Raw genomic sequence first — 24,111 nt, forward strand, 5'->3', positions numbered from 1 at the left:
GCTTCCCCGAGACTATATCAACCGGCGCGGCGCAGACGGCCACCGCGCGGCTGTGTGGCATGATCCTCAAACAATTCGGCTAGCTGCTCGGTCATGGCGCCGGCAAGCTCGTCGGCATCGACGATCGTCACGGCACGGCGATAGTAGCGCGTGACGTCATGGCCGATGCCGATTGCCAGAAGCTCGACCGGAGAACGCGTCTCGATCTGCTCGATCACGGCGCGCAGGTGCCGCTCCAGATAATTGCCCGGATTGACCGACAGCGTGGAATCATCGACCGGCGCACCATCCGAAATCATCATCAGGATGCGGCGCTGTTCGCGCCGTGCCAGCAGGCGATTATGCGCCCAGATCAGCGCCTCGCCATCGATGTTTTCCTTGAGCAGGCCTTCTCGCATCATCAAGCCGAGATTGCTGCGTGCCCGCCGCCACGGAGCGTCGGCAGACTTGTAGACGATATGGCGCAGGTCGTTGAGACGGCCTGGTGTCTGCGGCTTGCCATTCGCAAGCCAGTTCTCGCGCGCCTGACCGCCCTTCCAGGCCTTCGTCGTGAAGCCGAGGATTTCCACCTTGACGCCGCACCGCTCGAGCGTGCGCGCCAGGATATCAGCGCAGGTCGCCGCAACAGTGATCGGTCGGCCGCGCATTGAGCCGGAATTGTCGATCAGCAGCGTCACGACTGTATCGCGGAACTGCGTATCGCGCTCCATCTTGAAGGAGAGAGGCTGCGTCGGGTCGATGATGATGCGCTGCAGACGGGCCGTATCGAGATAGCCTTCCTCGAGATCGAAATCCCAGGAACGGTTCTGCTGCGCCATCAGCTTGCGCTGCAGACGGTTGGCAAGGCGACCGACAGCTCCCTGCAGGTGCGCCAGTTGCTTGTCGAGGAAGGCGCGCAGGCGCTCCAGTTCGGCGGCATCGCACAGCTCTTCGGCCGTGATGATTTCGTCGAACTCTTCCGTATAGACGTGGTAATCGACCTTCTCGTTGAAATCGGCAAACGGCGTATTCGGACGGCGGGTTTCGCCCGGCGTCTCGGAATCGTCCTCGCCCTCTTCCATCATGTCGTCGTCGGAGATTTCGGCGCCTTCAGTCTCGCCGTCCTCCATTTGCTCATCGGAGACTTCGCTGTCCTCGACAGGCGCGGCATCACTGCCGGCATCCTCGTCGACTTCATCCTCGTTCTGCTCGTCACCGGTCGGCTGATCATTGTCGTTGGACTGATCGTCGTCATCCGAATTGCTGTCGTCATCGCCATATTCCTCAGCCATCTCCATGGCCGAGAGCATGTTGCGGATGACCTTCGAGAAGGCCTGCTGGTCGTTGATGACGCCGGAGAGATTGTCGAGCTCGCTACCGGCCTTGTCTTCGATGAAGGAACGCCACAGGTCGAGCACCTTGCCAGCCGAGGCCGGCGGCTTCTGACCGGTGAGCTTCTCGCGCACCATCATGGCGACAGCCTCGCCGATCGGCGCATCTTCCTGTCGTTCGATGCCGGTGAAATTCGCCTTCGCGTATTTCTCGTCCGTCATGGAACGCAGGTTTGCAGCCATGCCTTCCATGCGCAGCGAACCGATCGATTCCACCCGCGCCTGCTCGACAGCGTCGAAGATCGCCCGAGCATCGGAGCCCTGCGGCGCCATGGACGAATGGACCTTCTCGTCGTGGCAGGCGATACGAAGCGCCATGGAATCGCCAAGCCCACGCGTCACCGCCAGCTCATGCGCTGTCGGCCGCTTGGAAAGCTCCGGCAGACGGATACGCTCGCCCGTCATGCCGGGACGCTCATTGGCGAAAGCCACCTCGACCTGGTCGTCACCGGCGATTGCGCGCACGCAACCGGTTATTGCACGCCGCAACGGCTCGACATCGACAGGCGCGCCGGGCTTTGCTTTCGAATTGTCACCACGAGATGCCATGATCGACTGGCCTTATGCCCCCAGCACGATGTTGGCTGCACTTTCCTTCAGCTCTACACCGAAGGCGCGCTGATAATGCTCGGCCACCAGCGGACGCTCAAGCTCGTCGCACTTGTTGAGGAAGGTTACCCGGAAGGCGAAGGCGATGTCGCCGAAGATCTCGGCATTCTCGGCCCAGGTGATGACGGTACGCGGGCTCATGACGGTCGACAGATCGCCGTTCATGAACGAAGCGCGTGTCAGGTCGGCGACGCGGACCATCTTGGAAACCGTATCACGGCCTTCCTTGTCCTTGCCAAAACTCTTCACCTTGGCGGCGATGATATTCACTTCGTGGTCGTGCGGCAGATAATTAAGCGTCGAGACGATAGACCAGCGGTCCATCTGCGCCTGGTTGATCTGCTGCGTGCCATGGTAGAGGCCCGTCGTATCGCCAAGGCCAATCGTGTTGGCAGTCGCAAACAGGCGGAAGGCCGGGTGAGGGCGAATGACGCGACTCTGGTCGAGCAGCGTCAGGCGACCAGAGGATTCCAGCACGCGCTGGATAACGAACATCACGTCCGGGCGGCCGGCATCGTACTCATCGAAAACGAGTGCGACATTGTGCTGGTAGGCCCAGGGCAGGATGCCGTCCTTGAATTCGGTGACCTGCAAGCCATCCTTGACGACGATTGCATCCTTGCCGACGAGATCGATACGGCTGACATGGCTGTCGAGGTTGATACGCACGCACGGCCAGTTGAGGCGCGCGGCGACCTGCTCGATATGCGAAGACTTGCCCGTGCCGTGGTAGCCGGAAATCATCACGCGTCGGTTATGGGCAAAGCCTGCGAGGATCGCGAGCGTCGTCTCACGGTCGAAGAGGTAGTCGGTATCGAGATCAGGCACATAGGCGTCGCCCTTGCTGTAGGCGGGAACGCGGATGTCGGAATCGATGCCGAAGGCCTCACGGACCGAAACGGTGGTATCGGGCAGTTCGGAAATATCAAGTTCGATCTTGCTCATCATGTCTCCAAGGCGGGCGGTGGCACCCGACCATACTGTCTCAGGCCATTTCACAACCGCGACGCCGCGATATTTGTCCCGCGCCCGTCAGGTTGGAACGTCGGCGATACTTCTCCGGGACTGAAACGAAACCTCGGCGGGATGATGACCGCTGGCGAGCATTCTTGAAAGAGTCCCGGACAAGAAACGCCGCGTCCGGAAGGTCGGCAGAGGCGATGTCGGGAAAACGCACAAATATGTATGCCGCGGTTGCCTGCGGCCTCAGCCGATGAGGACCATACCCGATTGAAGCTTAAGAGCAAGGACGGGAATTAACAAAAACCGTTCTGCTTCAATAATTGATAGGCTTGGATGACGGCGCGGAAACGCTCTTCCGAGCCGCGATCGCCGCCATTCGCATCGGGGTGATGCTTCTTGACCAGTTCCTTGTACTTGCTCTTGATCTCGGCGGAGGTGGCGTTCGCCGCAAGTCCCATCGTATCGAAAGCCTTGGCTTCCAGCGATTTCAGCTTGCGGGCCTGCGGGAAACGCGGGCCGCTGCCCTTGCCGCCACCTTCCTTCACGAAGCCGAAGGGATCACGCACGCGTGAATAGGAGCCGGAGCGAACTTCGGCATGCAGCGGGCTGTTCTTGGCATCCTTGTTGACGCCGACCGTCCAGGTGGGGCGATGACCTGTTATCGCCTCCTTCTGGTAGCGCGCGATTTCGCCGTCCGAGAGGCCGGAGAAATAATTGTATCCCTTGTTGTAGTCCTTGACGTGCTCGAAACAGAACAAAAAGAACTGGCCTTCCGCATTGCGTCCCACAGGAGCGCGATGCGTGCCTTTTTTGTCGCAGCCGTCCCACTGGCAAGTTGGAGGCGCCTGCTCGGGCTCCTGCTCTCGCCTGCGGCGCGTACGGATACGGTCGAAGTATTTGGAATCAAGTCTCATGACGGCGCTAATTATGGGGCTGCAGACCGATGACAACAAGAATTGACAAACGGGAATGTTGCTGGCTTGGTGGGAACCTTTTTCGTGAACTCAGAAGACCCGGTGATGACACTCCAGACCAGCATCGAAGAGAAGCTCAAGGCGACCTTCGCACCCGAACGCCTTTCCGTCATCAACGAGAGCCATCTGCATGCCGGCCACCAGCCGGACATCACAGGCGCCGGCGAGACACATATGCGTGTGCGCATCGTCTCTGCAAAATTCGTCGGCATGTCTCGGCTGCAACGGCATAGGGCGATCACCGACCTCCTGAAGCCCGAACTGGATGCCGGGCTTCACGCATTGGCCGTCGAACCGGCAGCGCCAGGCGAACCGACGCGCTGGTAATCCTTAGCGAATAATCAGAGCGGTCGCGTAAAGGCCGAAACCGAACACGGTGTGGGCCAGCAAATTGAGCACGCGAACCTTGGTAGGGTTCGGCGTCTTCGAAGCCGCCCATCCGAGGCCGAGGCCAGGCTGCATCAGAAACCAGCCCGCTCCGACGGTGACGATACCGAGGATCCAGGCCGGCAGGAACGTCGGGGCGGCAAACCAGACCGGGCCAACAAAGATCGCCAGCAGGATGCCGTAGAGGATGCCGACGACATAGTGGCCGATCCAGCCAAGAGCCAGCTCGCTGGCATAGGGCGCGGCATCACCGATATTGTCATGGAAGACCTTGCCCTTGCCGAGATGCCAGAACCAGCGGCCGGCCGGCGCCCAGTTCGGCGACGGCGTCACGCCGAGCTTTGCGAGCAGGATCGCCCAGAGATCCATGAGGACGGTTGCCCCGATGCCGATGACGACCGAGCGCCAGATGATGTCGAACATGTCAGATCCTGCGGAATGAGCCGGCATCAGGAGATCTCCTGACGCCCGGCAACGGAAAACTTGGTCATGCGGGTTTCGTTTCGTCTTCCTCGGCGGGACGAATGCGAAGTTTGGTGATGCGGTTCTTCTCCCGCTTCATGACGACGAAGCGTTTGCCGTAGAAGGTGAAGGCCTGCCGCTCCTCGGGAATGGTCATCGATTCATGGATGACGAGGCCAGCAATCGTCGTCGCCTCCTCATCCGGCAGGTTCCAGTCCAGTGCGCGGTTGAGATCGCGGATCGGTACGCCGCCATCGACGACGATCGAACCGTCGGCCTCCTGTCTTACGCCCTGCATGTCGATATCGTGTTCGTCGGAGATATCGCCGACGATTTCTTCGAGAATATCCTCGAGCGTCACGATGCCCTGCACCTCGCCATATTCATCGACGACCACTGCGAAATGCTGCTTGCGGCGAAGGAAGGCATTGAGCTGGTCTTCGAGATTGGTGCTGTCGGGCACGAACCAGGGCTTCTGGGCGATCTTCACGATATCGAGCTGCTGCGGTTCCATGTTCGGCTCGGCCAGCGCCCTGAGCAGATCCTTGGCGTGTACGACGCCGATGATGTTGTCGATCGTACCGCGCCACAGCGGCATGCGCGTATAGGGACTTTCGAGGATCGCCCGGACCACCGCTTCCGGCGGATCGTCGGCATTGATCGCCCGCATCGCCATGCGGTGGACCATGATATCCGAAAGCTCGAGTTCGCCGAGATCGAGTACGCCCCCGAGACGGTCACGGTCGGCCTTGACGACGGAACCCTCGCGATGCAGCAGGTCGACGGCGCCGCGCAGCTCTTCATGGGCTGACAGCATCGAGACTTCGCGCGACAGGTTGATCCCGAAAAGACCAAGGATCTTGCGCACGATCGCATTGACGAAGGAAGAGATTGGGCCGACCACGGCGACGAAGAGCCGCGTCGGTATTGCAACGTTGAGCGCAAAGCGCTCCGGCTTGGAGATCGCCCAGCTCTTCGGCAGAACCTCTGCGAAGATTACGAGGATGATGGTCATGGCAAGCGTTGCCAGTGCCACGCCGGAATTGCCGAAGATCCCCAGAAACACGCTTGTCGCCAGCGACGACGACAGGATGTTGGCGAGATTATTGCCGATCAGCAGCGCACCGATCAGCCGGTCACGACGCTCGATGAGGGTTCTGACGAGACCGGCACGCTCATCGCCATTGGCTTCCAGCGTATGGATCCGACTTCTCGAAACGGCAGTCAGCGCGGTCTCGGATCCTGAAAAGAAGGCAGACATCAACACCAGGGCCACGATCGAAACGATCTCCGGCCAGTAGACCGACAAAAACGCCAGGGTGCCCTCGACTGACATTAGGGATGTTTTTCCTTGAGAAAGCTGACCACTTCGGAAGCCGGCACGTCGTCGGCGACGAAAGACTGCCCGATGCCGCGGGTGAGAATGAAGGTGAGCTTGCCGCCCTTGACCTTCTTGTCCTGCGCGATCGCATCCATCAGCACTTCGGCCGGCGGCAGGGCGCCCGGAATTTCCGACATGCGGGTCGGCAAGCCGACCGCCTTCAGATGCGCCTCGACCCGGCGGGCGTCGTCCGGGCTCGCAAGGTTCATGCGCGCCGAAAATTCATGCGCCAGCACCATGCCGATTGAAACCCCTTCGCCATGAACAAGCCGGCTGCTGTCATAGGCGGTCGCAGCCTCCAGCGCATGGCCGAACGTATGGCCAAGATTGAGCAGTGCCCGCTGGCCGTTTTCACGCTCGTCCGCGACGACGACATCCGCCTTTGCCTGGCAGCTGACGGCAATCGCTTCGATGCGCGCAGAGCCACCGGCAAAGACTGCCTGCCAGTTGTTCTCCAGCCAGGCAAAGAAATCCGGCTTGTCGATCAGGCCGTATTTGGCAACTTCGGCGTAGCCGGCACGGAATTCGCGCTCACTCAGGGAATTCAGAACATCGGTATCGGCGAGAACTAGGTCCGGCTGATGAAAAACGCCGATGAGGTTTTTGCCGTGGCGGCTGTTGATCCCGGTCTTGCCGCCGACGGAGGAATCCACCTGGGCCAGCAGCGAGGTCGGCACCTGCACGAATCGCACACCCCGCCTGATAATACCGGCAGCAAAACCCGAGAGGTCGCCGATGACGCCGCCGCCGAGTGCGATGACATAGTCATTGCGTTCGACGCGCGCTTCCAGAACCTTGTCGCAGACATTGATCAGATGCTCGAAGCTCTTGGTCTTCTCGCCGGCCGGCAAGACGACTGCCGCCGAGGCGATGCCTGCAGCATTTAGACTTGCCTCCAAAGCGTCGAGATAAAGCGGAGCCACATGCTCGTCGGTGATGATGGCGGCCTTGCGCCCCTTGAGCCGCGAGGCAATCTCGGCACCTGCGCCGGCGATCAGCCCCGGCCCGATCATGATATCATAGGCCCGTTCGCCAAGCGGCACATGCACTTTGCGGACAGCGGAACCGGGGGTTATCGCGTTCATGATACTGCACTTTCCTTCTGCGCCTCGACCACGGCTCTCAGCACCTCATCGGCCATGACTTCCTTGCGTACGTCGCGCGAAAGCACCGTCAGATCGGCTTCGGCATAAACGGGGTAGCGGGCATTCATCAGATTTTCGAGCGTCTGCTTCGGATTTTCAGTCTTCAGGAGCGGGCGTGTGTCACGCTTGTTGACCCGTTCCCAGAGGACCTCGAGATCGGCCTTCAGCCAGACCGAAAGGCCACCCTTCTTGATATGTCTGCGCGTCCGGGCATTGATGAAGGCGCCGCCGCCGGTGGAGACGACGCGCGGACCGCCCTTGAGCAGGCGCTTCATGACCCGCGCTTCGAGCGCCCGGAACTCCTCCTCTCCATAGGCAGCGAAAAGTTCCGTGATCGTCATGCGCGAAACGCGCTCGATCTCGATATCGCTGTCGATGAAGGGAACGCCGAGCTGGTGCGCAACGAGGCGGCCCACCGAGGATTTTCCGGCTCCCATAAGGCCGACGAGGATCAGATTGCGTGAACCGAGCGCGGCGCGAGCTCTGTCTCTCAGGCTGTCTGCAACGGAAACTGGCGGTTCACTCATCGGTCCATTCACACTTTGTTTGCAAACGGTATCGACAAATGCGGGTGTAGCGTCAAGTCGCGGACAAGGGAATCATGACACCCATGCCGCTTCTTGCGCTTGCAAATATGCTTCTTATAACAGAAGCAGAGTTCTAAGGAGTAGTCGGATGCCGACCCTGATCCGTTTCCTGTCCGTCCTGGCGGTCATTGCCGGACTGATCTATGGAGCGATGTGGGCGCTCGTCACCTTCGTCGAACCGCAGGAGCGAGACGTGACGATCCGCATTCCCTCCGAACGGGTGAACCCGCCTTCGACCGGCACGATTAACACCACGAAGAAATGACGCGATGAAGGATCTCGGCCGCGTCCATGTGGAATCATTTCTGGAAATGATGAGCGCCGAGCGGGGTGCTGCGGTCAATACGCTGCAATCCTACGAACGCGATCTGGATGACCTACGCTCTTTTCTGCACGGTCGCAGCATCCGATTGACCGAGGCAGGTTCGGGTCATCTCGGCGCCTATCTCGCCTCGCTATCCGCGCAGGGTTTCAAGCCCTCCTCGCAGGCTCGCCGGCTTGCCGCCATGCGCCAGTTCTACAAGTTCCTCTATGCCGAGGGCCTGCGCACAGACGATCCGACCGGCATTCTTGATGCGCCGAAGAAAGGCCGGGCGCTTCCGAAGACCATGGGTGTCGGCGAGGTAACAAAGCTGCTCACCCAGGCGGAGGCCGAAGCAGCTGACCCAGCCCCCGGCCAGCTTCATCGCCTGCGCATGCTGGCGCTGCTGGAATTGCTCTACGCCACCGGCATGCGCGTCAGCGAACTCGTGTCGCTGCCCGCCCGCGTTCTCGATCAGGAGGGCCGCTTTCTGATGATCCGCGGCAAGGGAAACAAGGAGCGGCTGGTACCCCTTTCCCAATCCGCCATTGCCGCGCTGAAAGCCTACGGTCGCCTGCTGGCAGCCGAGAACGCAGCATCAAAACAGCCTCAGGACAGTCCCTGGCTTTTTCCTGCCGCCTCGAAGGAAGGTTACCTGCCCCGCCAGGTCTTCGCCCGCGATCTCAAAAATCTGGCAATCCGCGCGGGCCTCACACCGTCGATGATTTCGCCGCACGTCATGAGACACGCCTTCGCGAGCCATCTTCTAGCAAATGGTGCGGACCTGCGTGTCGTGCAGGAACTCCTCGGCCATTCGGACATTTCGACGACACAAATCTATACGCATGTTCTGGAAGAACGTCTGCAGCAGCTCGTCCATACGCACCACCCCCTTGCAAAACAGGCGAAAAAGCACGAATAGGACCGGCGACAAGGGGCGGAACCAGGAAATTGCCCCGAGCACAAGGAACGGAAACGCACCTCATGCACAACTATCTCGACTTCGAAAAGCCGATCTCCGACCTCGAAGGTAAGATCATCGAGCTTAAGAAGCTGGCGACGGAAGACGAAAGCATCGACACCTCCGACGAAGTCGGCAGGCTCGAAGTCCGCGTCCGCGAGGCGATCGTCGAGATCTATTCCAAGCTCAATGCCTGGCAGAAGACGCAGGTCGCGCGCCATCCGCAGCGTCCGCATTTTGTCGACTATGCCAAGACGCTCTTCCAGGAATTCACGCCGCTTGCCGGCGACCGCAAGTTTTCCGAGGATGCCGCCATCCAGGCCGGTCTTGCCCGCTTCCGCGGCCAGCCGGTCGCCGTCATCGGCCAGGAGAAGGGTAACGACACCAAGAGCCGCCTGAAGCACAATTTCGGCAGCGCCCGTCCGGAAGGTTACCGCAAGGCGATCCGCATCCTTGAGATGGCTGACCGCTTCCAGCTTCCTGTCATCACCCTCGTCGACACCGCAGGCGCCTATCCCGGCGTCGGCGCCGAAGAACGCGGCCAGGCCGAAGCCATCGCCCGCTCGACGGAAATGTGCCTCGGCGTCAAGGTACCGCTGATCTCCATCGTCATCGGCGAAGGCGGCTCGGGCGGCGCGATTGCGATCGCCACCGGCAACCGCGTCTACATGCTCGAGCATTCGATCTATAGTGTCATCTCGCCGGAAGGCGCCGCTTCGATCCTCTGGCGCGATTCCACCCGCGCCAAGGAAGCCGCAACCAATATGAAGATCACCGCCGAGGACCTGAAGGGGCTCGGTGTCATCGACGGCATCATCCCCGAACCACTCGGCGGCGCGCATCGTGATCCCGACAGCGTTATCGCCGCAACCGGCGACGTCATCGCCAATGCGCTTGCCGAAATGGCTCCCCGTTCCGGCGAACAATTGCGCAACGACCGCCGCCAGAAATTCCTCGCCATGGGCCGCAATCTGTAAATTCCACAGGCCGATAGAGCTGATTGGGGCCAAATCTTGGCCACAATAATGTTATCTGTAACATTGCGCTTGCGGGACACGTCCGCGCAAGTCATAGGCTGGTAAGGATTTATCAAGTATAAGCCGCCTATGATTCCGCGCTACGCCCGGTTTCCGTAAGCGGGTTGGGTCGCATTATTGAATGGGCTGATTGAATGCGCATACGTCATTTTGCCTATGTTTCGCTCATGGCGCTGGCTCTGACCGGCTGCAATGATGCATTGGAATCGGCTCAAGGCATCGACCTTTCGACCGTCAAGAACAAGGTGGAGCAGCCGCTTCCCGCCCATATCCTTGCCGACATGTCCGCCAAGAGCATGGACCGCAACTCGCCGATCATGATCCGCATTTTCAAGGAAGAAGGTGCGCTGGAAGTCTGGAAGGCGAAGACGGACAATCGGTTCGAGAAGATCGCCGGTTATAAGATCTGCGCCTGGTCCGGCAAGCTCGGTCCGAAGGTCAAGACCGGCGACCGGCAGGCGCCGGAAGGCTTCTACAACCTTAGCCGCGCCAACCTGAACCCCAATTCCAAATATTATCTGGCGATCAACACCGGTTTCCCGAACCGCTATGATGCCGTCAACGGCCGCACCGGCAGCGACCTGATGATCCACGGTGCCTGCTCGTCGTCCGGCTGCTACTCGATGACCGACCAGCAGGTTCTGGAGATCTACGCCTTCGCCCGTGACGCCTTCAAGGGCGGCCAGGAAAGCGTGCAGCTTCAGGCCTTCCCCTTCCGCATGACCGCCGAGAACATGGTCAAGCACCGTCTCGATCAGAATTACGATTTCTGGAAGATGCTGAAGGTCGGCTACGACAATTTCGAAGTTACCAAGCGTCCGCCGGAAGTGAATGTCTGCGAGAAGAAATACGTCTTCAACCAGCAGGCCACGAACGGCGGCAGCTTCAATCCGGCCGGCGCCTGCCCGGCCATGTCGACGCCGCCGGCGCTGACGGCAGCGCTCGCCTCCTATGGCAAGACCTATGATGCCGATTATCAGACGGCGCTGAAGAAATATGACGGGCTTGCCTGGTACGACCCGACGGAAGCAGAACGCAAGGCTGTGGTCGCCAAGCAGCGCAAGGGTCGTGAACTCGCCTATGCTCCAACCGGCACGTCGCTTGAGGCCGGCCGCATGGTCAAGGTTGCCGAACTCGAAGACATGATGGCCAATCAGGCCGCAAAGAGCGTTGCTGCAAAGACCGTAGCGACTGCGACGCCGACGACACAGGCGCAGGCCACGACCGTTGCCGCCGCGCTGCCGGCCAATATTCCGGTGCCGATGCAGAACCCGCTGGCCTATGCAGCGCCCGAACCCGCGCCGCAAGAAACCGCTGACGCAACCAAGAAGCCGTTCTGGAAGTTCTGGGCCAGGAACTGACCGGCTTGGACGCCGTTCTCTACGATCTGCGCGGGCTGAAATGCCCGCTTCCCGTTATCAGGACCCGCAAGAAACTGACGGCCATGCCGAGCGGTGCGCTGATCCTCGTCGACACGACCGACCCGCTCGCCGTCATTGACATCCCGCATTTCTGCAATGAGGACGGCCACGAACTGGTCAGCACAGAAAAGACCGAACGCGGCCACCGTTTCCTGATCCGCAAGGGATAGGGTTTTTCGCAGTTAGATCCGCACCCCCGGAATGGCGAGCGGATTGTCGCTGAGCGCTGCCCGATCCGGCGTATCGATCCGCGGCTTGCCCACGAACGCATCGAAAAGATCCTTCACGAAAGCCTCAGGCAGATCCTTCGTGATCAGCACCATGCGCGTGCGCCGGTCCTCGGGATCCGGCCAGGCTGGAAGCCGCACCGGCGGATGAAAGATGCTCTGAACGCCATGCAGCACCAGCGGTCGCTCCGGCCGGTCGGACGTCGCGATGATCGCCTTCATGCGCAAAAGCTTTTCCCCGTGCGCCGAACGCAGGAGATCGATGAACATTTCGAGCGCCATCGGATCGATTGCCTTCTCCTCGATGATCGAGAAAGAGCGGATCGAAGCATCGTGACGATTGACATCGTGCGGGTCCTGATGCTCGTGGCCATGATCATGATGATGGCGGTGATGACCGTGATCGTGCCCATGGTCGTGATGATGATGCCCCTCGTGCTCATGCTCGTCTTCATCATGAAGCCATCGGCGGACATCGGCGATCTTTGTACCGGGATCATAAAGCCCGTTGACAAAAATACGCGCTGAGCCTGCCTCATCGCTGTCGGCATTCATGATGGCGGCGCGCGGATTGAGGCCATGCAGACGTGCCATCAGTGCATCCGTGCCGCGGGCTATGCTCTGCTTCGAGACGATCAGTCGATCGGCAACAGCCGCCTGCTTGCGCGCCTCCTCATGATTATCGAGCGTCTGCAGACCGTTCACCGCATCGACGACGGTGACGACGCCGTCGAGCTCGAAATTCTGCGCAATGACCGGATTGCCCATGATCGCCTGCATGACGGGAGCCGGGTCGGCAAGGCCGGTGGTCTCGATGACCACGCGCTTGACCAGTTTCACCCGGCCCGTCTGCACGGCATCTATGAGGTTCGCCAGCGTATCGACCAGTTCCCCGCGCACAGTGCAGCAGAGGCAGCCATCGGAGAGCTCGATGATGGAATCACCGGAGCTTTCGACCAGCAGATGGTCGATGCCGACATCGCCGAATTCGTTGATGATGACGGCCGCATCCTTCATGGCAGGATCTTTGAGGATGCGGTTCAGAAGCGTCGATTTACCGGCACCGAGGAAGCCGGTCAGGATGGTGACCGGGATCTTGTCGCTGAACGTGCTCATGATGTTTCCTCAGAAGGATTTCGGCCGCGGGAGCGGCACCGGCACATTGGCAAGCGCCTCGACCGCGTCGCCCTTGGCGATCTTGTCGTTCTGCGCAACCGGCTGCGGATCCTGCCCCGGAATGAGGCCGGCAAACACGAATTGCGGCTCGTGGTCCATTTCGTGAATAAAGGGCGACTGCACCTTCATGCGGCCGACCTCGTCACGCGTTTCGCTGCGTATCTTCGCGCCCTTGGCGCTGCAGATGTCGGCTGTAATGTCATTCACCTGGTCCTGCCCCGGACCATAAGGCCTCAGCGAACCCAATGTATCATTTGCCGCAAACTGCGTGGTGAAGCCCTTCTGCAGCAGATTGGCAGTGGCGTCGGCGCGAGCCGCAAGGCTGTCGGTGCCGAGCACGACGGAAACCAGCGTCCGGCCGTTACGCGTCGCAGAACCAATCTGGTTGAAGCCCGAAGCGCAGATGAAGCCGGTCTTCATGCCGTCGGCGCCGGCAAAGCGGCCGATCAGCATGTTGATGTTCGGGACGTTCTGCTTGCCATTCGTGAAGCCTTCCAGCGAAAAATAACCGGCATATTGCGGGAAGTCGCGGCGCAGCGCCACCGTCAGAATCGCAAGGTCACGGGCCGTCGTATACTGGCCGTTACCCGGCAGGCCGTTCGGATTGACGAAATGCGAATCCGACATGCCAAGCTTCGCCGCCTCGGAATTCATGCGCACGACGAAAGCTTCCTGGGTGCCGCCGACCGCTTCCGCAACGGCAACGGCGATGTCATTGGCCGACTTCACCATCAGGATCTTCAACGCGCTGTCGAGCGTGAATTTCTGGCCCGGCTTGAAGCCCATCTTGGCCGGTGGCGCGGACGCGGCCCGCTTGCTCATGACGACGGGCGTGTCGAGACTGATCTGGCCGGAGCGGATCGCATCGAACACGGTATAGACGGTCATCAGCTTGGTCAGCGAAGCCGGATACCACTTGCGAAAAGCCTCCTCGTGCTCCAGCACCCGGCCGGTCTGCACGTCGACGAGAATATGCGGATTGGCGTGAGCAAGTGTAACGGACGAGACAAGAACCGCTGTTGCTGTCGCTATAAAAGAAAAGGGCCGCAAAGCGGCGAACAAACGATCGTGGCGCGTCGACAAGTGCTCGTCCTTCAGGGAATTATCTCGAAACCTTCCCCTATTTACCCTATATGGCTATGACATGGCAAAGGTCATTGACTAAGTTATTTCCAAGGCATCACGCCCTTGTGATGCTTTCAGACGGGCCCCACGCATTTCATTCACAGGAAGCCAAGAATGCCGATTCTGAATAGAGCCGCCGAACTTCAGGACGAAGTTGCAGAGTGGCGCCGCCACATCCATGCGCGGCCGGAACTTCTCTTCGCGGTCGAAAATACGGCTGCCTTCGTTGCTGAAAAGCTTAAGGAATTCGGCGTCGACGAAATCGTCACCGGCATCGGCCGCACCGGCGTCGTCGGCCTCATCAAGGGCAAGGGTGAAGGCAGCCGCACGGTTGGCCTGCGCGCCGACATGGACGCTTTGCCGCTCACCGAAATCACCGGCAAGCCTTGGGCCTCGAAAACACCTGGCAAAATGCACGCCTGCGGCCATGATGGCCACACCGCCATGCTGCTCGGCGCAGCAAAATATCTTGCGGAAACCCGCAACTTCAACGGCAATGTCGCTGTCATCTTCCAGCCGGCCGAAGAAGGCGGCGGTGGCGGCAACCTGATGGTCAAGGACGGCATGATGGAGCGCTTCGGCATCGAAGAGGTCTACGGCATGCACAATCTGCCGGGTCTTCCCGTCGGCCAGTTCGCCACTCGCAAGGGGCCGATCATGGCGGCGACCGACGAGTTCACCGTCACCATCAAGGGCCGCGGCGGCCACGCGGCACAGCCGCACCGTACAATCGATCCGATCGCCATCGGCTCGCAGATCGTGACAAACCTGCAGCTGATCGCCTCGCGCAGCGTCAATCCTCTGCGCTCGGTCGTCGTCTCCGTCACCAAGTTCAATGCCGGTTTCGCCCATAACGTCATCCCCAACGATGCGACCTTCGCCGGCACGATCCGCACGCTTGATGACGAGGTGCGTGATCAGGCTGAAGCGCGCCTGCGCGAAGTCGTGACAGGCATTTGCGCCGCCCACGGCGCAGAAGCCGACATCAATTTCCACCGCAACTATCCCGTGACCTTCAATCATGCGGATGAAACGGAACACGCTGTCGCCATCGCCACCGACATTGCCGGCGAAGCCAACGTCGATCCCGAATTTGATCCGATGATGGGCGGCGAGGATTTCTCCTACATGCTGAACGCCCGCCCAGGCGCCTTCATCTTCATCGGCAACGGCGATACCGCCGGCTTGCATAACCCCGCCTACGACTTCAACGACGAGGCAATTGCCCACGGCATTTCCTACTGGGTGCGCCTTGCCGAACAGCGCCTCGGCGCCTGAAACGAAACGACATGAGAGACTGCAAAAAGGCTTGGCTTAATGCCAAGCCTTTTGTATGCATGGCATCCAAGTGGTCCCGTAGCTCAGCAGGATAGAGCACCAGATTCCTAATCTGGGGGTCACGCGTTCGAATCGCGTCGGGATCACCATTCTCTCACCGATATCCAGGTCGCCACCGCACAGCGCGTTTTGCGCCAACCCGCAGCAGTGCCGCGACGATCCATCCGCCGACGAACCCGATTGCCGCCCATACAAAACCGGCGACGCTGACGGGGACCCCCGGTACGAAGTCTTGCCAGGTACTGGCAAGGATACCGTCATCGGCATTGCGCATGAGAATGAAGGGCTTTGCGACTGGCGCTGCGCGGCCGAGATCTGACTGCTGGGTCACAAGGCGCTCGTAGCGTTCCAATGTGCTGCGCATGGAAAGGCCGCGATCACGCAGGAAATCGTCGGGGGAACGGGCATAGACATCGAGTGCCTGCTGGCGATCGAGATGATGGTCGGCAGCCTGTTTCGTGAAATCGTCGACGATGATCCTGAGCTCGTCGATCGCCCCGCCGATGCGTTGCCGATACTGCTGGGCGAATTCCGGCGCCTGCGAGAAAAGCGTGCCGCCGGCCAGTCCAACGGCCAGTATGACGCCCCTTCCAATCTGTCCCATCACGATGTCTCCGGCTGTTCCGACACGACAACGATTTCGAACGGGCAAAGGTTGCCCGTGACACAATTGGTAACGCTATGTGATTGAACTGATTACGCTTCGTCCGAGTTCATCTCCCGACCCACTTAGAAAGAGAGGCTTGTCATGAAGAATATTATCATTGCTTCCGCATTTGCTGCGGCCACGATTCTCGCCGGCGCTCTGCCGTCCCAGGCTGCCAGCGTTACCATCACAACCGACAACGGTGGATACGGGCACCATCGCATGGCGGACCGTCCTTACTATCGTCATCACCTGCCGCCGCGCCGCGTTTCGCATGATTGCTTCACCCGCACGGAACGCATCCATAGCCACGGCGAGACCGTGATCAAGAAGACCCGTGTCTGCCGCTAAGATGTGACGACCCCGGCCGGAAAACCGGCTGGGGTCTTGAGTTCTGAAGCATGAGGAACTTCGGAATTTTTCCCGCGTTTTACCGGTAAACAGGAGTATCCGTCATGCATATTCGAATGACCCTGCTTGCAATTGGCTGTGCAATCGTTTGCGGTCTGCTCATCGCCATCAGCTATCAGCCGCAAGGCTCCATCACCGCACATAAGACCGATCGGCTCGTTGGCGAAAAGGCTCCAGCCGGGTTCCTGACCGAACGTTTCGGCTGATCAACTGAGCGACGGTTTGCGCGCCACGACGTGGAAATATTCCTCGTCTGCCAGCGTCTCGCCGCCAAGCGGGCGTCCATCGACCGAAAAGAGCAGTGGCTCGCTGTTAAAACCGCTTTCGGTAAGTTGTGAGCGTAGCTGGCCGGGTGTCGTGGCGTAGACCATGATGCCGAAATCATGGGCGCGATGCAGCAGGATTGCATGTTCGCCGTCGCGCTGCTCCAGCGGCGCAAAGCGACGCTCCCGCACCAGACCCATTGCATGTTTGAGAAGCCGAAAACTCAGCTTCACCGGATGGTTGGACCAGAGAATGGACGAGCGGGCGCGGTTCTCACCGAAACCATGCCAGTTGCGATTGAAGGTCGAAAAAGCAAACGTGCCACCGGCCTTCAAAACGCGCGAGACTTCACGAAGGACCGATCTGCGTCCATCGGCATCGACAGAGTCGATGCCATTATAGCTGAACACGACGAGATCGAACGAGCCGTTGGCAAAGGCCGAAAGATTGCGCGCATCCATATTCTCAAAACGAAAACCCGGGTGGTTGGAGCGTGCGAGGGTCACCATCTCTGCCGTATAGTCGACGCCGACATACTCGCTGGCCTCCCCGGCGAGAAGTGCAGCCGTACGGCCGCCGCCGACACCGATATCGAGCACACGACCGCCCCTGGCATTGGCAAGCCCAATACCAAGCACCATACGCTCGCCTTCATTGATGAACCCGCTGCTATTGCGATAGTCGCGCCGGGAGAGCGGGCTGCTCCACGTTCGGCGATTGATCATTTCCATCTGATGCATCGAAATACCTGACTTCGGGGGCTGGAATAGGTCCAAACCTAGGTCAGGGGTCGGCACGGATAAACTTACATAAAGTTAATGTTCGGTTAATAGTTAATGGCGAACGTTAACCATCGAGTTCGCAAGCAAAATACGGTTGCGAACCGTATGCACGCCCGCGACTGTTCTTGCGATGACTGTTGCCCGCTCGATTTCATCAACAGTACCGACATTGCCGCTCAAAACGATTTCGTCGCCTTCGGCAGTAACTTCGACATCGGATGCGTCGATACCGCCTGCGACCGCCAGCGCATTGGCGACCGCAGATTCCAGCGTCGCGCGGTTGGCGTATTCTGCCTCAGCTTCGGGCTGTTGGCCATGAAATGTCTGCTCCTTGAACACCATCGTTCTCTCCTCCTTGACTGTGAGGAAGAAACGCAGAGGAAGGAGCTTTGGTTTCGCCTACCAGCGAAGCTGATAATTCAAATTGACATTTCCTGTCCGGCCCGTCGAAAGCGGATCGGATACGGACGCACTCAGCCCGAGGTTGGGCAGGATATTCTGGCTGACGGCAACCGTGCTGGAAAAGTCGCCACTCGCATCCCCGATGCTGCTGCCGGCCGAAATCGATGTGCCGGTCCATGGATAGATCAGCTTGACCGCCTGCGAGGCAGATACTGTTGCCTGCCGTGCATCGACGGCGTTGTAACCGAAGCTCACCGCACGTGTCGTCTGCATGTCGAGTGTGTCAGACAATATCCAGCTCCGCGAGCGGCTGAGCATAAGCGCACCGCTGCCGCGCAAGGTATCGACCTGCAGCGTCACATCCTGCTGTGCGCGGCCGGCCGGTGTAACGCTCACCTTCTGCAGCTTGCCCCAGAGCATTGCCTGGCCGGAATCCGGCAGCGGCGCGCCGCCCTTGTTGGAGGCGAGCGCGAGATCGGCGCCGGCACTTGTCTCCCATTCCATCGGCAGGCGAAACCCGACCGTCGTCTTGTAGGAACGGGTGGACACCTTCACCGGCGACCAGATCAGCAGATCATCCGCAAATACCGGATTGGCCAGCGGCAGAAGGGCAAAAACAAAGCAGGCAATCTTTATCTTCATCATAATATCGCATCGTTTTGAACTAGCACGCCGGGCGCGCCGATAGGCGCAGAGCAGACGTGGAAGCGCTCGCATCGAACGCAATGAAGGATGGCGTGGACACGCAATCCCGGTTCAGTCTTCGATTTTTGTTTGGCCCGTGGCCAGTGGCATAAATTGCCGGTTGCTCGTCGGACACATCAGTGCCCAGCGGATTTGCCTTTTTCGACCGTAATCAGCCGCAGCAAATGATCATCCCCTTGGGGACTGTTATCAGGATCACATCATGGCAGGGGCATGTAAACCCCTCTGGGGTTGAAATTTGCTGCACCGCACACTTGCTGCCTCCCGCGATCCCCTGTAGAGCCGATGCCGAATATGCAATTTCTTGCGAAATCGACCATGATGACGGGCAAAATCGCGCCTCGGCGCCTCAGTATCTTCGGTTCGACAGGTTCGATCGGCCAGAATACGCTGAATGTCATCGACCATATGGGCGGCCGGGACAATTTCGAAATTTCCGTTCTGACCGGCCACGGCAATGTGGAATTGCTGGCCCAACAGGCGAAATCATCAGGCGCGCGGCTGGCGGTCATCGCAAATGACCGGCACTACGAATCACTGAAGAGCGAACTTTCCGGCAGTGGCATTGCAGTCGCTGCCGGCAAATCCGGCCTGATGGAAGCAGCAGACTGCGAAGCTGACTGGGTAATGGCGGCCATCGTCGGCACGGCCGGGCTCGCACCCACCCTTGCCGCGGCACGCCGTGGCGCCGATATCGCGCTCGCCAACAAGGAATGTCTTGTTTCGGCCGGCGATCTTTTCATCGAGTCCGTGAGGAACGGCGGCGGCAAGCTGTTGCCTGTGGACAGCGAACACAATGCGATCTTCCAGGTGCTGGAGGAAAACCAGCGCCATGCCGTGGAGCGTGTGATCCTGACGGCATCGGGCGGCCCCTTCCGCACCTCCTCGCTGGAGGAGATGGCCAATGTTACGGTGGAAAGCGCACGCGCTCATCCGAGATGGTCGATGGGCCTGAAGATTTCCATCGACAGTGCGTCGCTGTTCAACAAGGCGCTTGAAATGATCGAGGCGAAGCATCTTTTCGGCCTGCGCCCCGAGCAGGTGGAGGTGATCGTCCATCCGCAATCGGTCATCCATTCGATGGTCGGCTATACGGATGGCTCGGTGCTGGCGCAGCTCGGTGCACCCGATATGCGCACCGCAATCGGCTACGCCCTTTCCCATCCACGCCGGGCGAATCTACCGATCGAACGGCTGGATTTCGCCAAGCTCGCGCGGCTGGACTTCGAGGCTCCGGATGAAAAACGTTTCCCTGCCCTGCGGCTCGCACGGCTGGCGATGACGCGCGGCGGCGTCCAGGGAGCGGTGCTGAACGGGGCCAAGGAAGTGGCGCTCGAAGCCTTCATCGACGGCCGCCTTCCCTTCCTCGCGATGGCCGAGATCACCGAAAAGGTGATGGACGATCTCATTAGCCTGCCTGCGGCCGCGACGATGGACGATGTCTTCGCCGCAGACAAGGAAGCCCGGCAGCGGGCTGCCGGGCTCATCCAATAAAAAGCTGTTCCTGAAAAATCAGGCGACGTGGCGGGCAAGCGCGCAGCGCGACCAGAGCGAATGCAGCGCGCTGACGAGGTGCTCGATATCCGCGTCCGAATGCAGCGGTGTGGGCGTGATGCGCAGGCGCTCTGTCTTCTTCGGCACCGTCGGATAGTTGATCGGCTGCACGTAGACACCGAAATTGTCGAGCAGCAGATCCGAGATCCACTTGCACTTGGCGGCATCGCCGACCATGACCGGCACGATATGGCTCGGGTTCGGCATGTGCGGAATGCCCTGCTGGTCAAGCAGCATGCGCAGCTTCCGCACCCGATCCTGATGGCGAGCACGCTCGAACGGGCTTGCCTTGAGATGCCGTATCGACGCGACCGAGCCGGCAGCAAGCGCCGGCGGCAGCGACGTCGTGAAGATGAAGCCCGATGCAAAAGAGCGGATGAAATCGCAGAGCGCCGCAGATGCAGCGATGTAGCCGCCCATGACGCCAAAACCCTTGGCGAGCGTGCCTTCGATAACCGTGACACGATCCATCAGGCCTTCGCGCTCGGCGATGCCGCCGCCGCGCGGACCGTACATGCCGACGGCATGCACTTCGTCGAGATAGGTCATCGCGCCATACTTGTCGGCGAGATCGCAGATTTCCTTGATCGGCGCGATATCGCCATCCATGGAATAGACGGATTCGAAGGCGATGAGCTTCGGCGCCTTGGGATCGGCGGCAGCGAGCCTGGCTTCGAGATCGGCCACGTCATTGTGCTTCCAGATGACCTTCTCGCACTTGGCGTAGCGAATGCCCTCGATCATCGAGGCATGGTTGAAGGCATCGGAGAAGATGATGAGGCCGGGGATCTTGGCGCCGAGCGTGCCGAGTGCTGCCCAGTTGGAAACATAGCCTGACGTGAAGGTCAGCGCGGCTTCCTTGCCGTGCAGATCGGCAAGCTCCCGCTCAAGCAGAACATGGTAGTGGTTGGTGCCAGAGATATTCCGGGTGCCTCCCGCACCCGCGCCACAGTGATCGATGGCTTCCTTCATCGCCTCGATCACCTTGGGGTGCTGGCCCATGCCGAGATAGTCGTTGGAGCACCAGACGGTCACTTCCTGTTCGCCGTTCGCCGTGTGACGGGTAGCCCGCGGAAAGTTACCGCGATGGCGCTCCAGATCGGCAAAAACGCGGTAACGGCCCTCAGCGTGAAGCCCGTCCAGCTCGCTTTTGAAAAACGCTTCGAAATCCATCATATGCTCCAGTTCGTACGGCTGTTTCTTGCTGAGACCGCAACCGCACGTCAACCCTTACGTCCCTGATTTAACATCAACTGCGGCAAAAGGCGCAGACTTTTGAATGATTCCAGATAAAAAATATGCGAGCCATGATCGGGGAAATTGATCGGCGTCAATTCCGGCAAATAAATTCGCTTTTAATCGTGGAAAGAAACCCGCGCCTTTCGAAAAAAGCTCGATGATGGTGGACAAGACCTTCTTGCGACATAGTTTTCGGGCTAGCCTGGCGAAAAAACAGGTTAGGGACGACATCCGCCCGCTGGGGCGCCAAAAACCTCGGAGAGAAGAATGAAGAAAGTCCTCGTACTCGCATTGATCGGCCTTTCGATCGCAAGCTGCACACCCACGCAACAAGGTGCCGGCATCGGCGCAGCGTCTGGTGCCGTTATCGGCGGCGTGGTCACCGGCGACGTGCGCGGCGCGGCAGTCGGCGCAGCAATCGGCGGCGTTTCAGGCGCATTGATCGGCAGGGTCGCAGAGCAGCCCGGCCAATGCTACTATCGAGATCGGTATGGTCGCCGCTACATCGATGATTGCCGCTGAGATCTGCAATCAGAATGGGAAAAATGGAAATCCCGGACCCTCGTCCGGGATTTTTTTGTACTAAATTAGTGCGCCAACAGTTTAAATCGGTACACGTGGCGCGATTTTGCCGCTAAGCTTGTTATCGGCTGGGCAACGCAGAGCTTCATTTTAATGTAACCAAAAAGCGGCGGATGCGGATTAGAGGGACGGGCCTGAGAACGGGTATTGCGTATCGAGCAGGCGCCATGGTGGTGGTCGCAGCGGCGGCTGCATTTTCACCAGTTCTCGTGGGCAATGCTTACGCATTCAAGCTTTTCGGCATCACCATATTCGGCAAGGACGAGGACGAAAACCTGCAGGTCCCCGATCCGGTGCGCTATGACATCGACCTTGAGACCGGCACAGCTGATAGCGACCTGAAAGAGGCGCTGGAAAACAGCTCTCGCCTTGTCGGTGACAAGAGCAGGCCGGTTTCAGGCGATCTTGGCATTGTCGTCAAAGCCCGTGACGACCGCGAGAGGCTGATCGCGACACTTTACGAAAAGGCGCGTTACGGCGGCGTTGTGACGATCACCATCGATGGCCGCAACATAGACGATCTCCCGCCCAACCCGACTTTTGATCGCTCGAAGCCGGTTCCGGTCAAAGTGGATATAGCCCCTGGTCCGGTCTTCACCGTGGATGAGGTCCAATTCGGCGGCGATGCTGCGCACCGCAATCCCGCCGATTACGATCTCGCACCGGGCGAGCAAGCCGGCTCGCTCGCCATCATCAAGGCTGGCGATACGATCGTCGACCAGTTGAAGAGCGAAGGAAGGCCCTTTGCCAAGCTGACCGAGCGGCGCGTGGTCGCCGACCACAGCAAGAACACCGTCGATATCGTTCTCGCTGCCGAAGGTGGTCCGGTTGCTCCGATCGGCGACGTCGGCGTGACCGGGGAGGAAAGGGTCAAGCCGGAATTCATCCAGCGCTACTCCCGTCTGCAGAAGGGCGAAGCCTATTCGCCGGAGGCGCTGAGGAAGGCAGGCGAGCGCCTGCGCGCGCTTGGCGTGTTCTCCAGCGTGACGATCCACGAAAGCGACGCACTGGCTTCCGATGGTACCTTGCCCATGACAATCGAGGTTTCCGAAGGAAAGCGGCGCTACCTCGGCATCGGCGCGCAATATTCGACGATCGACGGTTTCGGGGTCAACGGCTACTGGGGCCATCGCAACCTGTTCGGCGGGGCCGAATCGCTGCGCATCGAAGGCGCCGTCTCGCGCCTTGGCGAAGCGTCCGACCTCGGCGATCTCGATTACTCCGCCGGCATCCTCTTCACGAAACCGGGCTTCATCCATCCGTCCGCCACGCTGAAGGCCGGCATCGTCGCCAAGACGCAGAATCCGGATGCCTATAATGCAAAGCTTATCACCGCCTCGCTTGGCCTCTCTTATGAATTGACGGATCAGGACACCATCTCGGCAGCCGGCGAGGTGAGCTTCGAGAATGACGACGACGCTTTCGGCAACAACAATTATCTGACCTTCACGCTGCCGATCACCTATGATCGCGATGCCCGTGATGACAAATTCAATCCGACCGGGGGCTATCACGCCACGCTGTCGGCAAAGCCGGGCTATGAGTTCATGAACGGCACGGTCTATTCGGCCTTCGAGGGCTCGATATCAGGCTATCTCGGTCTCGGTGCCGAAGACGGCGTCGTACTTGCCGGCAAGCTTGCAGCCGGCACGCTGATCGGCGGCGACGGCGTTCAGGATATTCCCGCCACCCAGCGTTTCTTCGCCGGCGGTGGCGGTTCCGTGCGTGGTTACGGTTATCAGGAAATCTCGCCCTACAACGAAAACGACGAGGCGACTGGCGGCCGCTCCTATGTAATCGGCTCCTTCGAAGCGCGCATCAGGATTACCGATACGATCGGCGTCGTGCCCTTTATCGATGTCGGCACGGTTTCGGACAGTATTGCGCCTGATTTTTCCGATATCAGGGCCGGTGCGGGCGCCGGTATCCGCTATGCAACGCCTTTCGGTCCCCTTCGGCTTGATTTTGCCGTACCGCTGAACAAGTACGACGGTGGAACTGAATATGGAATTTATGCCGGCATAGGCCAGTCATTCTAGAAATGATGGAGTATTTCCGTGAC

The 24,111-nt window shown here is 59.8% G+C and carries 27 protein-coding genes and 1 tRNA gene; 13 read left to right on the top strand and 15 right to left on the bottom strand.

Features of this window, described 5'->3' with window-relative positions; translation table 11 throughout:
• Positions 1 to 17: 17 nt before the first annotated feature.
• From cobT to LVY75_30865, 3 genes are all read right to left on the bottom strand, one after another.
• Positions 18 to 1,919 carry a cobaltochelatase subunit CobT gene (gene cobT / locus LVY75_30855; protein ID XAZ23153.1) on the bottom strand — a complete coding sequence of 634 codons (1,902 nt, stop codon included), beginning with the start codon at positions 1,917 to 1,919 and terminating at the stop codon, positions 18 to 20.
• A 12-nt stretch (positions 1,920 to 1,931) separates the two neighbouring features.
• Positions 1,932 to 2,924, bottom strand: a complete 993-nt coding sequence (cobS, locus tag LVY75_30860) for a cobaltochelatase subunit CobS (protein XAZ23154.1) — start codon at positions 2,922 to 2,924, stop codon at positions 1,932 to 1,934.
• A 311-nt stretch (positions 2,925 to 3,235) separates the two neighbouring features.
• Entirely contained in the window at positions 3,236 to 3,856 is a 621-nt protein-coding gene (locus tag LVY75_30865; protein XAZ23155.1) for a DnaJ domain-containing protein, read from the bottom strand.
• 105 nt (positions 3,857 to 3,961) lie between these two features.
• Here LVY75_30865 and LVY75_30870 point away from each other — a divergent pair, with 105 nt between their 5' ends.
• Entirely contained in the window at positions 3,962 to 4,243 is a 282-nt protein-coding gene (locus tag LVY75_30870; protein XAZ23156.1) for a BolA family transcriptional regulator, read from the top strand.
• 3 nt (positions 4,244 to 4,246) lie between these two features.
• On the opposite strand, the gene LVY75_30875 is transcribed toward LVY75_30870, so the two are convergent.
• The 4 genes from LVY75_30875 to LVY75_30890 form a co-directional block, all read right to left on the bottom strand.
• A complete protein-coding gene (locus LVY75_30875; GenBank protein ID XAZ25865.1) occupies positions 4,247 to 4,726 on the bottom strand; it encodes a DUF2938 domain-containing protein in 480 nt (159 codons plus the stop codon).
• Between the two features lie 64 nt (positions 4,727 to 4,790).
• Positions 4,791 to 6,101 carry an HlyC/CorC family transporter gene (locus LVY75_30880; GenBank protein XAZ23157.1) on the bottom strand — a complete coding sequence of 437 codons (1,311 nt, stop codon included), beginning with the start codon at positions 6,099 to 6,101 and terminating at the stop codon, positions 4,791 to 4,793.
• Entirely contained in the window at positions 6,101 to 7,231 is a 1,131-nt protein-coding gene (gene aroB / locus LVY75_30885) for a 3-dehydroquinate synthase (GenBank protein XAZ23158.1), read from the bottom strand. The genes LVY75_30880 and aroB overlap by 1 nt, the downstream gene beginning before the upstream one ends.
• Complete coding sequence (locus LVY75_30890; GenBank protein XAZ23159.1) at positions 7,228 to 7,818, bottom strand: shikimate kinase; 591 nt, start codon at positions 7,816 to 7,818, stop codon at positions 7,228 to 7,230. The genes aroB and LVY75_30890 overlap by 4 nt, the downstream gene beginning before the upstream one ends.
• A gap of 148 nt (positions 7,819 to 7,966) precedes the next feature.
• Between LVY75_30890 and LVY75_30895 the strand changes: the two genes are divergently transcribed.
• From LVY75_30895 to LVY75_30915, 5 genes are all read left to right on the top strand, one after another.
• Positions 7,967 to 8,143 (top strand): hypothetical protein, encoded by a 177-nt coding sequence (locus LVY75_30895; GenBank protein XAZ23160.1) that lies wholly within the window; start codon positions 7,967 to 7,969, stop codon positions 8,141 to 8,143.
• A gap of 4 nt (positions 8,144 to 8,147) precedes the next feature.
• Positions 8,148 to 9,101 carry a site-specific tyrosine recombinase XerD gene (xerD, locus tag LVY75_30900; GenBank protein ID XAZ23161.1) on the top strand — a complete coding sequence of 318 codons (954 nt, stop codon included), beginning with the start codon at positions 8,148 to 8,150 and terminating at the stop codon, positions 9,099 to 9,101.
• 62 nt (positions 9,102 to 9,163) lie between these two features.
• A complete protein-coding gene (locus tag LVY75_30905) occupies positions 9,164 to 10,117 on the top strand; it encodes an acetyl-CoA carboxylase carboxyltransferase subunit alpha (protein ID XAZ23162.1) in 954 nt (317 codons plus the stop codon).
• A gap of 194 nt (positions 10,118 to 10,311) precedes the next feature.
• Entirely contained in the window at positions 10,312 to 11,538 is a 1,227-nt protein-coding gene (locus LVY75_30910) for a murein L,D-transpeptidase (protein ID XAZ23163.1), read from the top strand.
• 5 nt (positions 11,539 to 11,543) lie between these two features.
• A complete protein-coding gene (locus LVY75_30915; GenBank protein XAZ23164.1) occupies positions 11,544 to 11,768 on the top strand; it encodes a sulfurtransferase TusA family protein in 225 nt (74 codons plus the stop codon).
• Positions 11,769 to 11,780: 12 nt separating this feature from the next.
• Here the strand turns inward: LVY75_30915 and LVY75_30920 are convergent, their stop codons facing one another.
• Entirely contained in the window at positions 11,781 to 12,941 is a 1,161-nt protein-coding gene (locus LVY75_30920) for a GTP-binding protein (protein XAZ23165.1), read from the bottom strand.
• Between the two features lie 9 nt (positions 12,942 to 12,950).
• Positions 12,951 to 14,084: a D-alanyl-D-alanine carboxypeptidase gene (locus LVY75_30925; protein XAZ23166.1), complete on the bottom strand. Its 1,134-nt coding sequence runs from the start codon at positions 14,082 to 14,084 to the stop codon at positions 12,951 to 12,953.
• A gap of 156 nt (positions 14,085 to 14,240) precedes the next feature.
• Between LVY75_30925 and LVY75_30930 the strand changes: the two genes are divergently transcribed.
• Together LVY75_30930 and LVY75_30935 are read left to right on the top strand one after the other, a co-directional pair.
• Complete coding sequence (locus LVY75_30930; GenBank protein XAZ23167.1) at positions 14,241 to 15,404, top strand: M20 family metallopeptidase; 1,164 nt, start codon at positions 14,241 to 14,243, stop codon at positions 15,402 to 15,404.
• A 72-nt stretch (positions 15,405 to 15,476) separates the two neighbouring features.
• Positions 15,477 to 15,553, top strand: a tRNA-Arg gene (locus tag LVY75_30935).
• Between the two features lie 5 nt (positions 15,554 to 15,558).
• Here the strand turns inward: LVY75_30935 and LVY75_30940 are convergent.
• Complete coding sequence (locus LVY75_30940) at positions 15,559 to 16,068, bottom strand: DUF2937 family protein (GenBank protein ID XAZ23168.1); 510 nt, start codon at positions 16,066 to 16,068, stop codon at positions 15,559 to 15,561.
• Positions 16,069 to 16,212: 144 nt separating this feature from the next.
• Here LVY75_30940 and LVY75_30945 point away from each other — a divergent pair, with 144 nt between their 5' ends.
• The gene (locus LVY75_30945) at positions 16,213 to 16,461 is read left to right on the top strand and encodes a hypothetical protein (protein XAZ23169.1); all 249 of its coding nucleotides are present in this window, start codon (positions 16,213 to 16,215) and stop codon (positions 16,459 to 16,461) included.
• A 104-nt stretch (positions 16,462 to 16,565) separates the two neighbouring features.
• Positions 16,566 to 16,727: a hypothetical protein gene (locus LVY75_30950; GenBank protein ID XAZ23170.1), complete on the top strand. Its 162-nt coding sequence runs from the start codon at positions 16,566 to 16,568 to the stop codon at positions 16,725 to 16,727.
• Here LVY75_30950 and LVY75_30955 read toward each other — a convergent pair whose 3' ends face one another.
• The 3 genes from LVY75_30955 to LVY75_30965 all read right to left on the bottom strand — a co-directional run bounded on the left by LVY75_30955 (position 16,728) and on the right by LVY75_30965 (position 18,614).
• Positions 16,728 to 17,516: a class I SAM-dependent methyltransferase gene (locus LVY75_30955; GenBank protein XAZ23171.1), complete on the bottom strand. Its 789-nt coding sequence runs from the start codon at positions 17,514 to 17,516 to the stop codon at positions 16,728 to 16,730. It abuts the gene before it with no gap.
• A gap of 102 nt (positions 17,517 to 17,618) precedes the next feature.
• Positions 17,619 to 17,909, bottom strand: a complete 291-nt coding sequence (locus LVY75_30960; protein XAZ23172.1) for a BON domain-containing protein — start codon at positions 17,907 to 17,909, stop codon at positions 17,619 to 17,621.
• A 57-nt stretch (positions 17,910 to 17,966) separates the two neighbouring features.
• Positions 17,967 to 18,614, bottom strand: a complete 648-nt coding sequence (locus LVY75_30965) for a hypothetical protein (protein ID XAZ23173.1) — start codon at positions 18,612 to 18,614, stop codon at positions 17,967 to 17,969.
• 378 nt (positions 18,615 to 18,992) lie between these two features.
• On the opposite strand from LVY75_30965, the gene dxr reads away from it, so the two are divergent.
• Entirely contained in the window at positions 18,993 to 20,168 is a 1,176-nt protein-coding gene (gene dxr / locus LVY75_30970) for a 1-deoxy-D-xylulose-5-phosphate reductoisomerase (GenBank protein ID XAZ23174.1), read from the top strand.
• A gap of 18 nt (positions 20,169 to 20,186) precedes the next feature.
• Here dxr and hemA read toward each other — a convergent pair whose 3' ends face one another.
• Both hemA and LVY75_30980 read right to left on the bottom strand, forming a co-directional pair.
• Entirely contained in the window at positions 20,187 to 21,401 is a 1,215-nt protein-coding gene (gene hemA, locus LVY75_30975) for a 5-aminolevulinate synthase (protein ID XAZ25866.1), read from the bottom strand.
• A gap of 57 nt (positions 21,402 to 21,458) precedes the next feature.
• Complete coding sequence (locus LVY75_30980) at positions 21,459 to 21,638, bottom strand: hypothetical protein (protein XAZ23175.1); 180 nt, start codon at positions 21,636 to 21,638, stop codon at positions 21,459 to 21,461.
• Between the two features lie 96 nt (positions 21,639 to 21,734).
• Between LVY75_30980 and LVY75_30985 the strand changes: the two genes are divergently transcribed.
• Together LVY75_30985 and LVY75_30990 are read left to right on the top strand one after the other, a co-directional pair.
• Positions 21,735 to 21,989 (top strand): glycine zipper domain-containing protein, encoded by a 255-nt coding sequence (locus LVY75_30985; protein ID XAZ23176.1) that lies wholly within the window; start codon positions 21,735 to 21,737, stop codon positions 21,987 to 21,989.
• Positions 21,990 to 22,162: 173 nt separating this feature from the next.
• The gene (locus tag LVY75_30990) at positions 22,163 to 24,088 is read left to right on the top strand and encodes an autotransporter assembly complex protein TamA (protein XAZ23177.1); all 1,926 of its coding nucleotides are present in this window, start codon (positions 22,163 to 22,165) and stop codon (positions 24,086 to 24,088) included.
• Positions 24,089 to 24,111: the final 23 nt, after the last annotated feature.

The organism is Sinorhizobium sp. B11, assembly GCA_039725955.1.
Classification (GTDB): domain Bacteria; phylum Pseudomonadota; class Alphaproteobacteria; order Rhizobiales; family Rhizobiaceae; genus Rhizobium.

Bases quoted from the DNA above. Each gene is read 5' to 3' on its own strand.
- cobT (XAZ23153.1), bottom strand. From the start codon at position 1,919: ATGGCATCTCGTGGTGACAATTCGAAAGCAAAGCCCGGCGCGCCTGTC.
- cobS (XAZ23154.1), bottom strand. From the start codon at position 2,924: ATGAGCAAGATCGAACTTGATATTTCCGAACTGCCCGATACCACCGTT.
- LVY75_30865 (XAZ23155.1), bottom strand. From the start codon at position 3,856: ATGAGACTTGATTCCAAATACTTCGACCGTATCCGTACGCGCCGCAGG.
- LVY75_30870 (XAZ23156.1), top strand. From the start codon at position 3,962: ATGACACTCCAGACCAGCATCGAAGAGAAGCTCAAGGCGACCTTCGCA.
- LVY75_30875 (XAZ25865.1), bottom strand. From the start codon at position 4,726: ATGTTCGACATCATCTGGCGCTCGGTCGTCATCGGCATCGGGGCAACC.
- LVY75_30880 (XAZ23157.1), bottom strand. From the start codon at position 6,101: ATGTCAGTCGAGGGCACCCTGGCGTTTTTGTCGGTCTACTGGCCGGAG.
- aroB (XAZ23158.1), bottom strand. From the start codon at position 7,231: ATGAACGCGATAACCCCCGGTTCCGCTGTCCGCAAAGTGCATGTGCCG.
- LVY75_30890 (XAZ23159.1), bottom strand. From the start codon at position 7,818: ATGAGTGAACCGCCAGTTTCCGTTGCAGACAGCCTGAGAGACAGAGCT.
- LVY75_30895 (XAZ23160.1), top strand. From the start codon at position 7,967: ATGCCGACCCTGATCCGTTTCCTGTCCGTCCTGGCGGTCATTGCCGGA.
- xerD (XAZ23161.1), top strand. From the start codon at position 8,148: ATGAAGGATCTCGGCCGCGTCCATGTGGAATCATTTCTGGAAATGATG.
- LVY75_30905 (XAZ23162.1), top strand. From the start codon at position 9,164: ATGCACAACTATCTCGACTTCGAAAAGCCGATCTCCGACCTCGAAGGT.
- LVY75_30910 (XAZ23163.1), top strand. From the start codon at position 10,312: ATGCGCATACGTCATTTTGCCTATGTTTCGCTCATGGCGCTGGCTCTG.
- LVY75_30920 (XAZ23165.1), bottom strand. From the start codon at position 12,941: ATGAGCACGTTCAGCGACAAGATCCCGGTCACCATCCTGACCGGCTTC.
- LVY75_30930 (XAZ23167.1), top strand. From the start codon at position 14,241: ATGCCGATTCTGAATAGAGCCGCCGAACTTCAGGACGAAGTTGCAGAG.
- LVY75_30940 (XAZ23168.1), bottom strand. From the start codon at position 16,068: ATGGGACAGATTGGAAGGGGCGTCATACTGGCCGTTGGACTGGCCGGC.
- LVY75_30945 (XAZ23169.1), top strand. From the start codon at position 16,213: ATGAAGAATATTATCATTGCTTCCGCATTTGCTGCGGCCACGATTCTC.
- LVY75_30950 (XAZ23170.1), top strand. From the start codon at position 16,566: ATGCATATTCGAATGACCCTGCTTGCAATTGGCTGTGCAATCGTTTGC.
- LVY75_30955 (XAZ23171.1), bottom strand. From the start codon at position 17,516: ATGGAAATGATCAATCGCCGAACGTGGAGCAGCCCGCTCTCCCGGCGC.
- LVY75_30960 (XAZ23172.1), bottom strand. From the start codon at position 17,909: ATGGTGTTCAAGGAGCAGACATTTCATGGCCAACAGCCCGAAGCTGAG.
- LVY75_30965 (XAZ23173.1), bottom strand. From the start codon at position 18,614: ATGATGAAGATAAAGATTGCCTGCTTTGTTTTTGCCCTTCTGCCGCTG.
- dxr (XAZ23174.1), top strand. From the start codon at position 18,993: ATGATGACGGGCAAAATCGCGCCTCGGCGCCTCAGTATCTTCGGTTCG.
- hemA (XAZ25866.1), bottom strand. From the start codon at position 21,401: ATGGATTTCGAAGCGTTTTTCAAAAGCGAGCTGGACGGGCTTCACGCT.
- LVY75_30985 (XAZ23176.1), top strand. From the start codon at position 21,735: ATGAAGAAAGTCCTCGTACTCGCATTGATCGGCCTTTCGATCGCAAGC.
- LVY75_30990 (XAZ23177.1), top strand. From the start codon at position 22,163: ATGCGGATTAGAGGGACGGGCCTGAGAACGGGTATTGCGTATCGAGCA.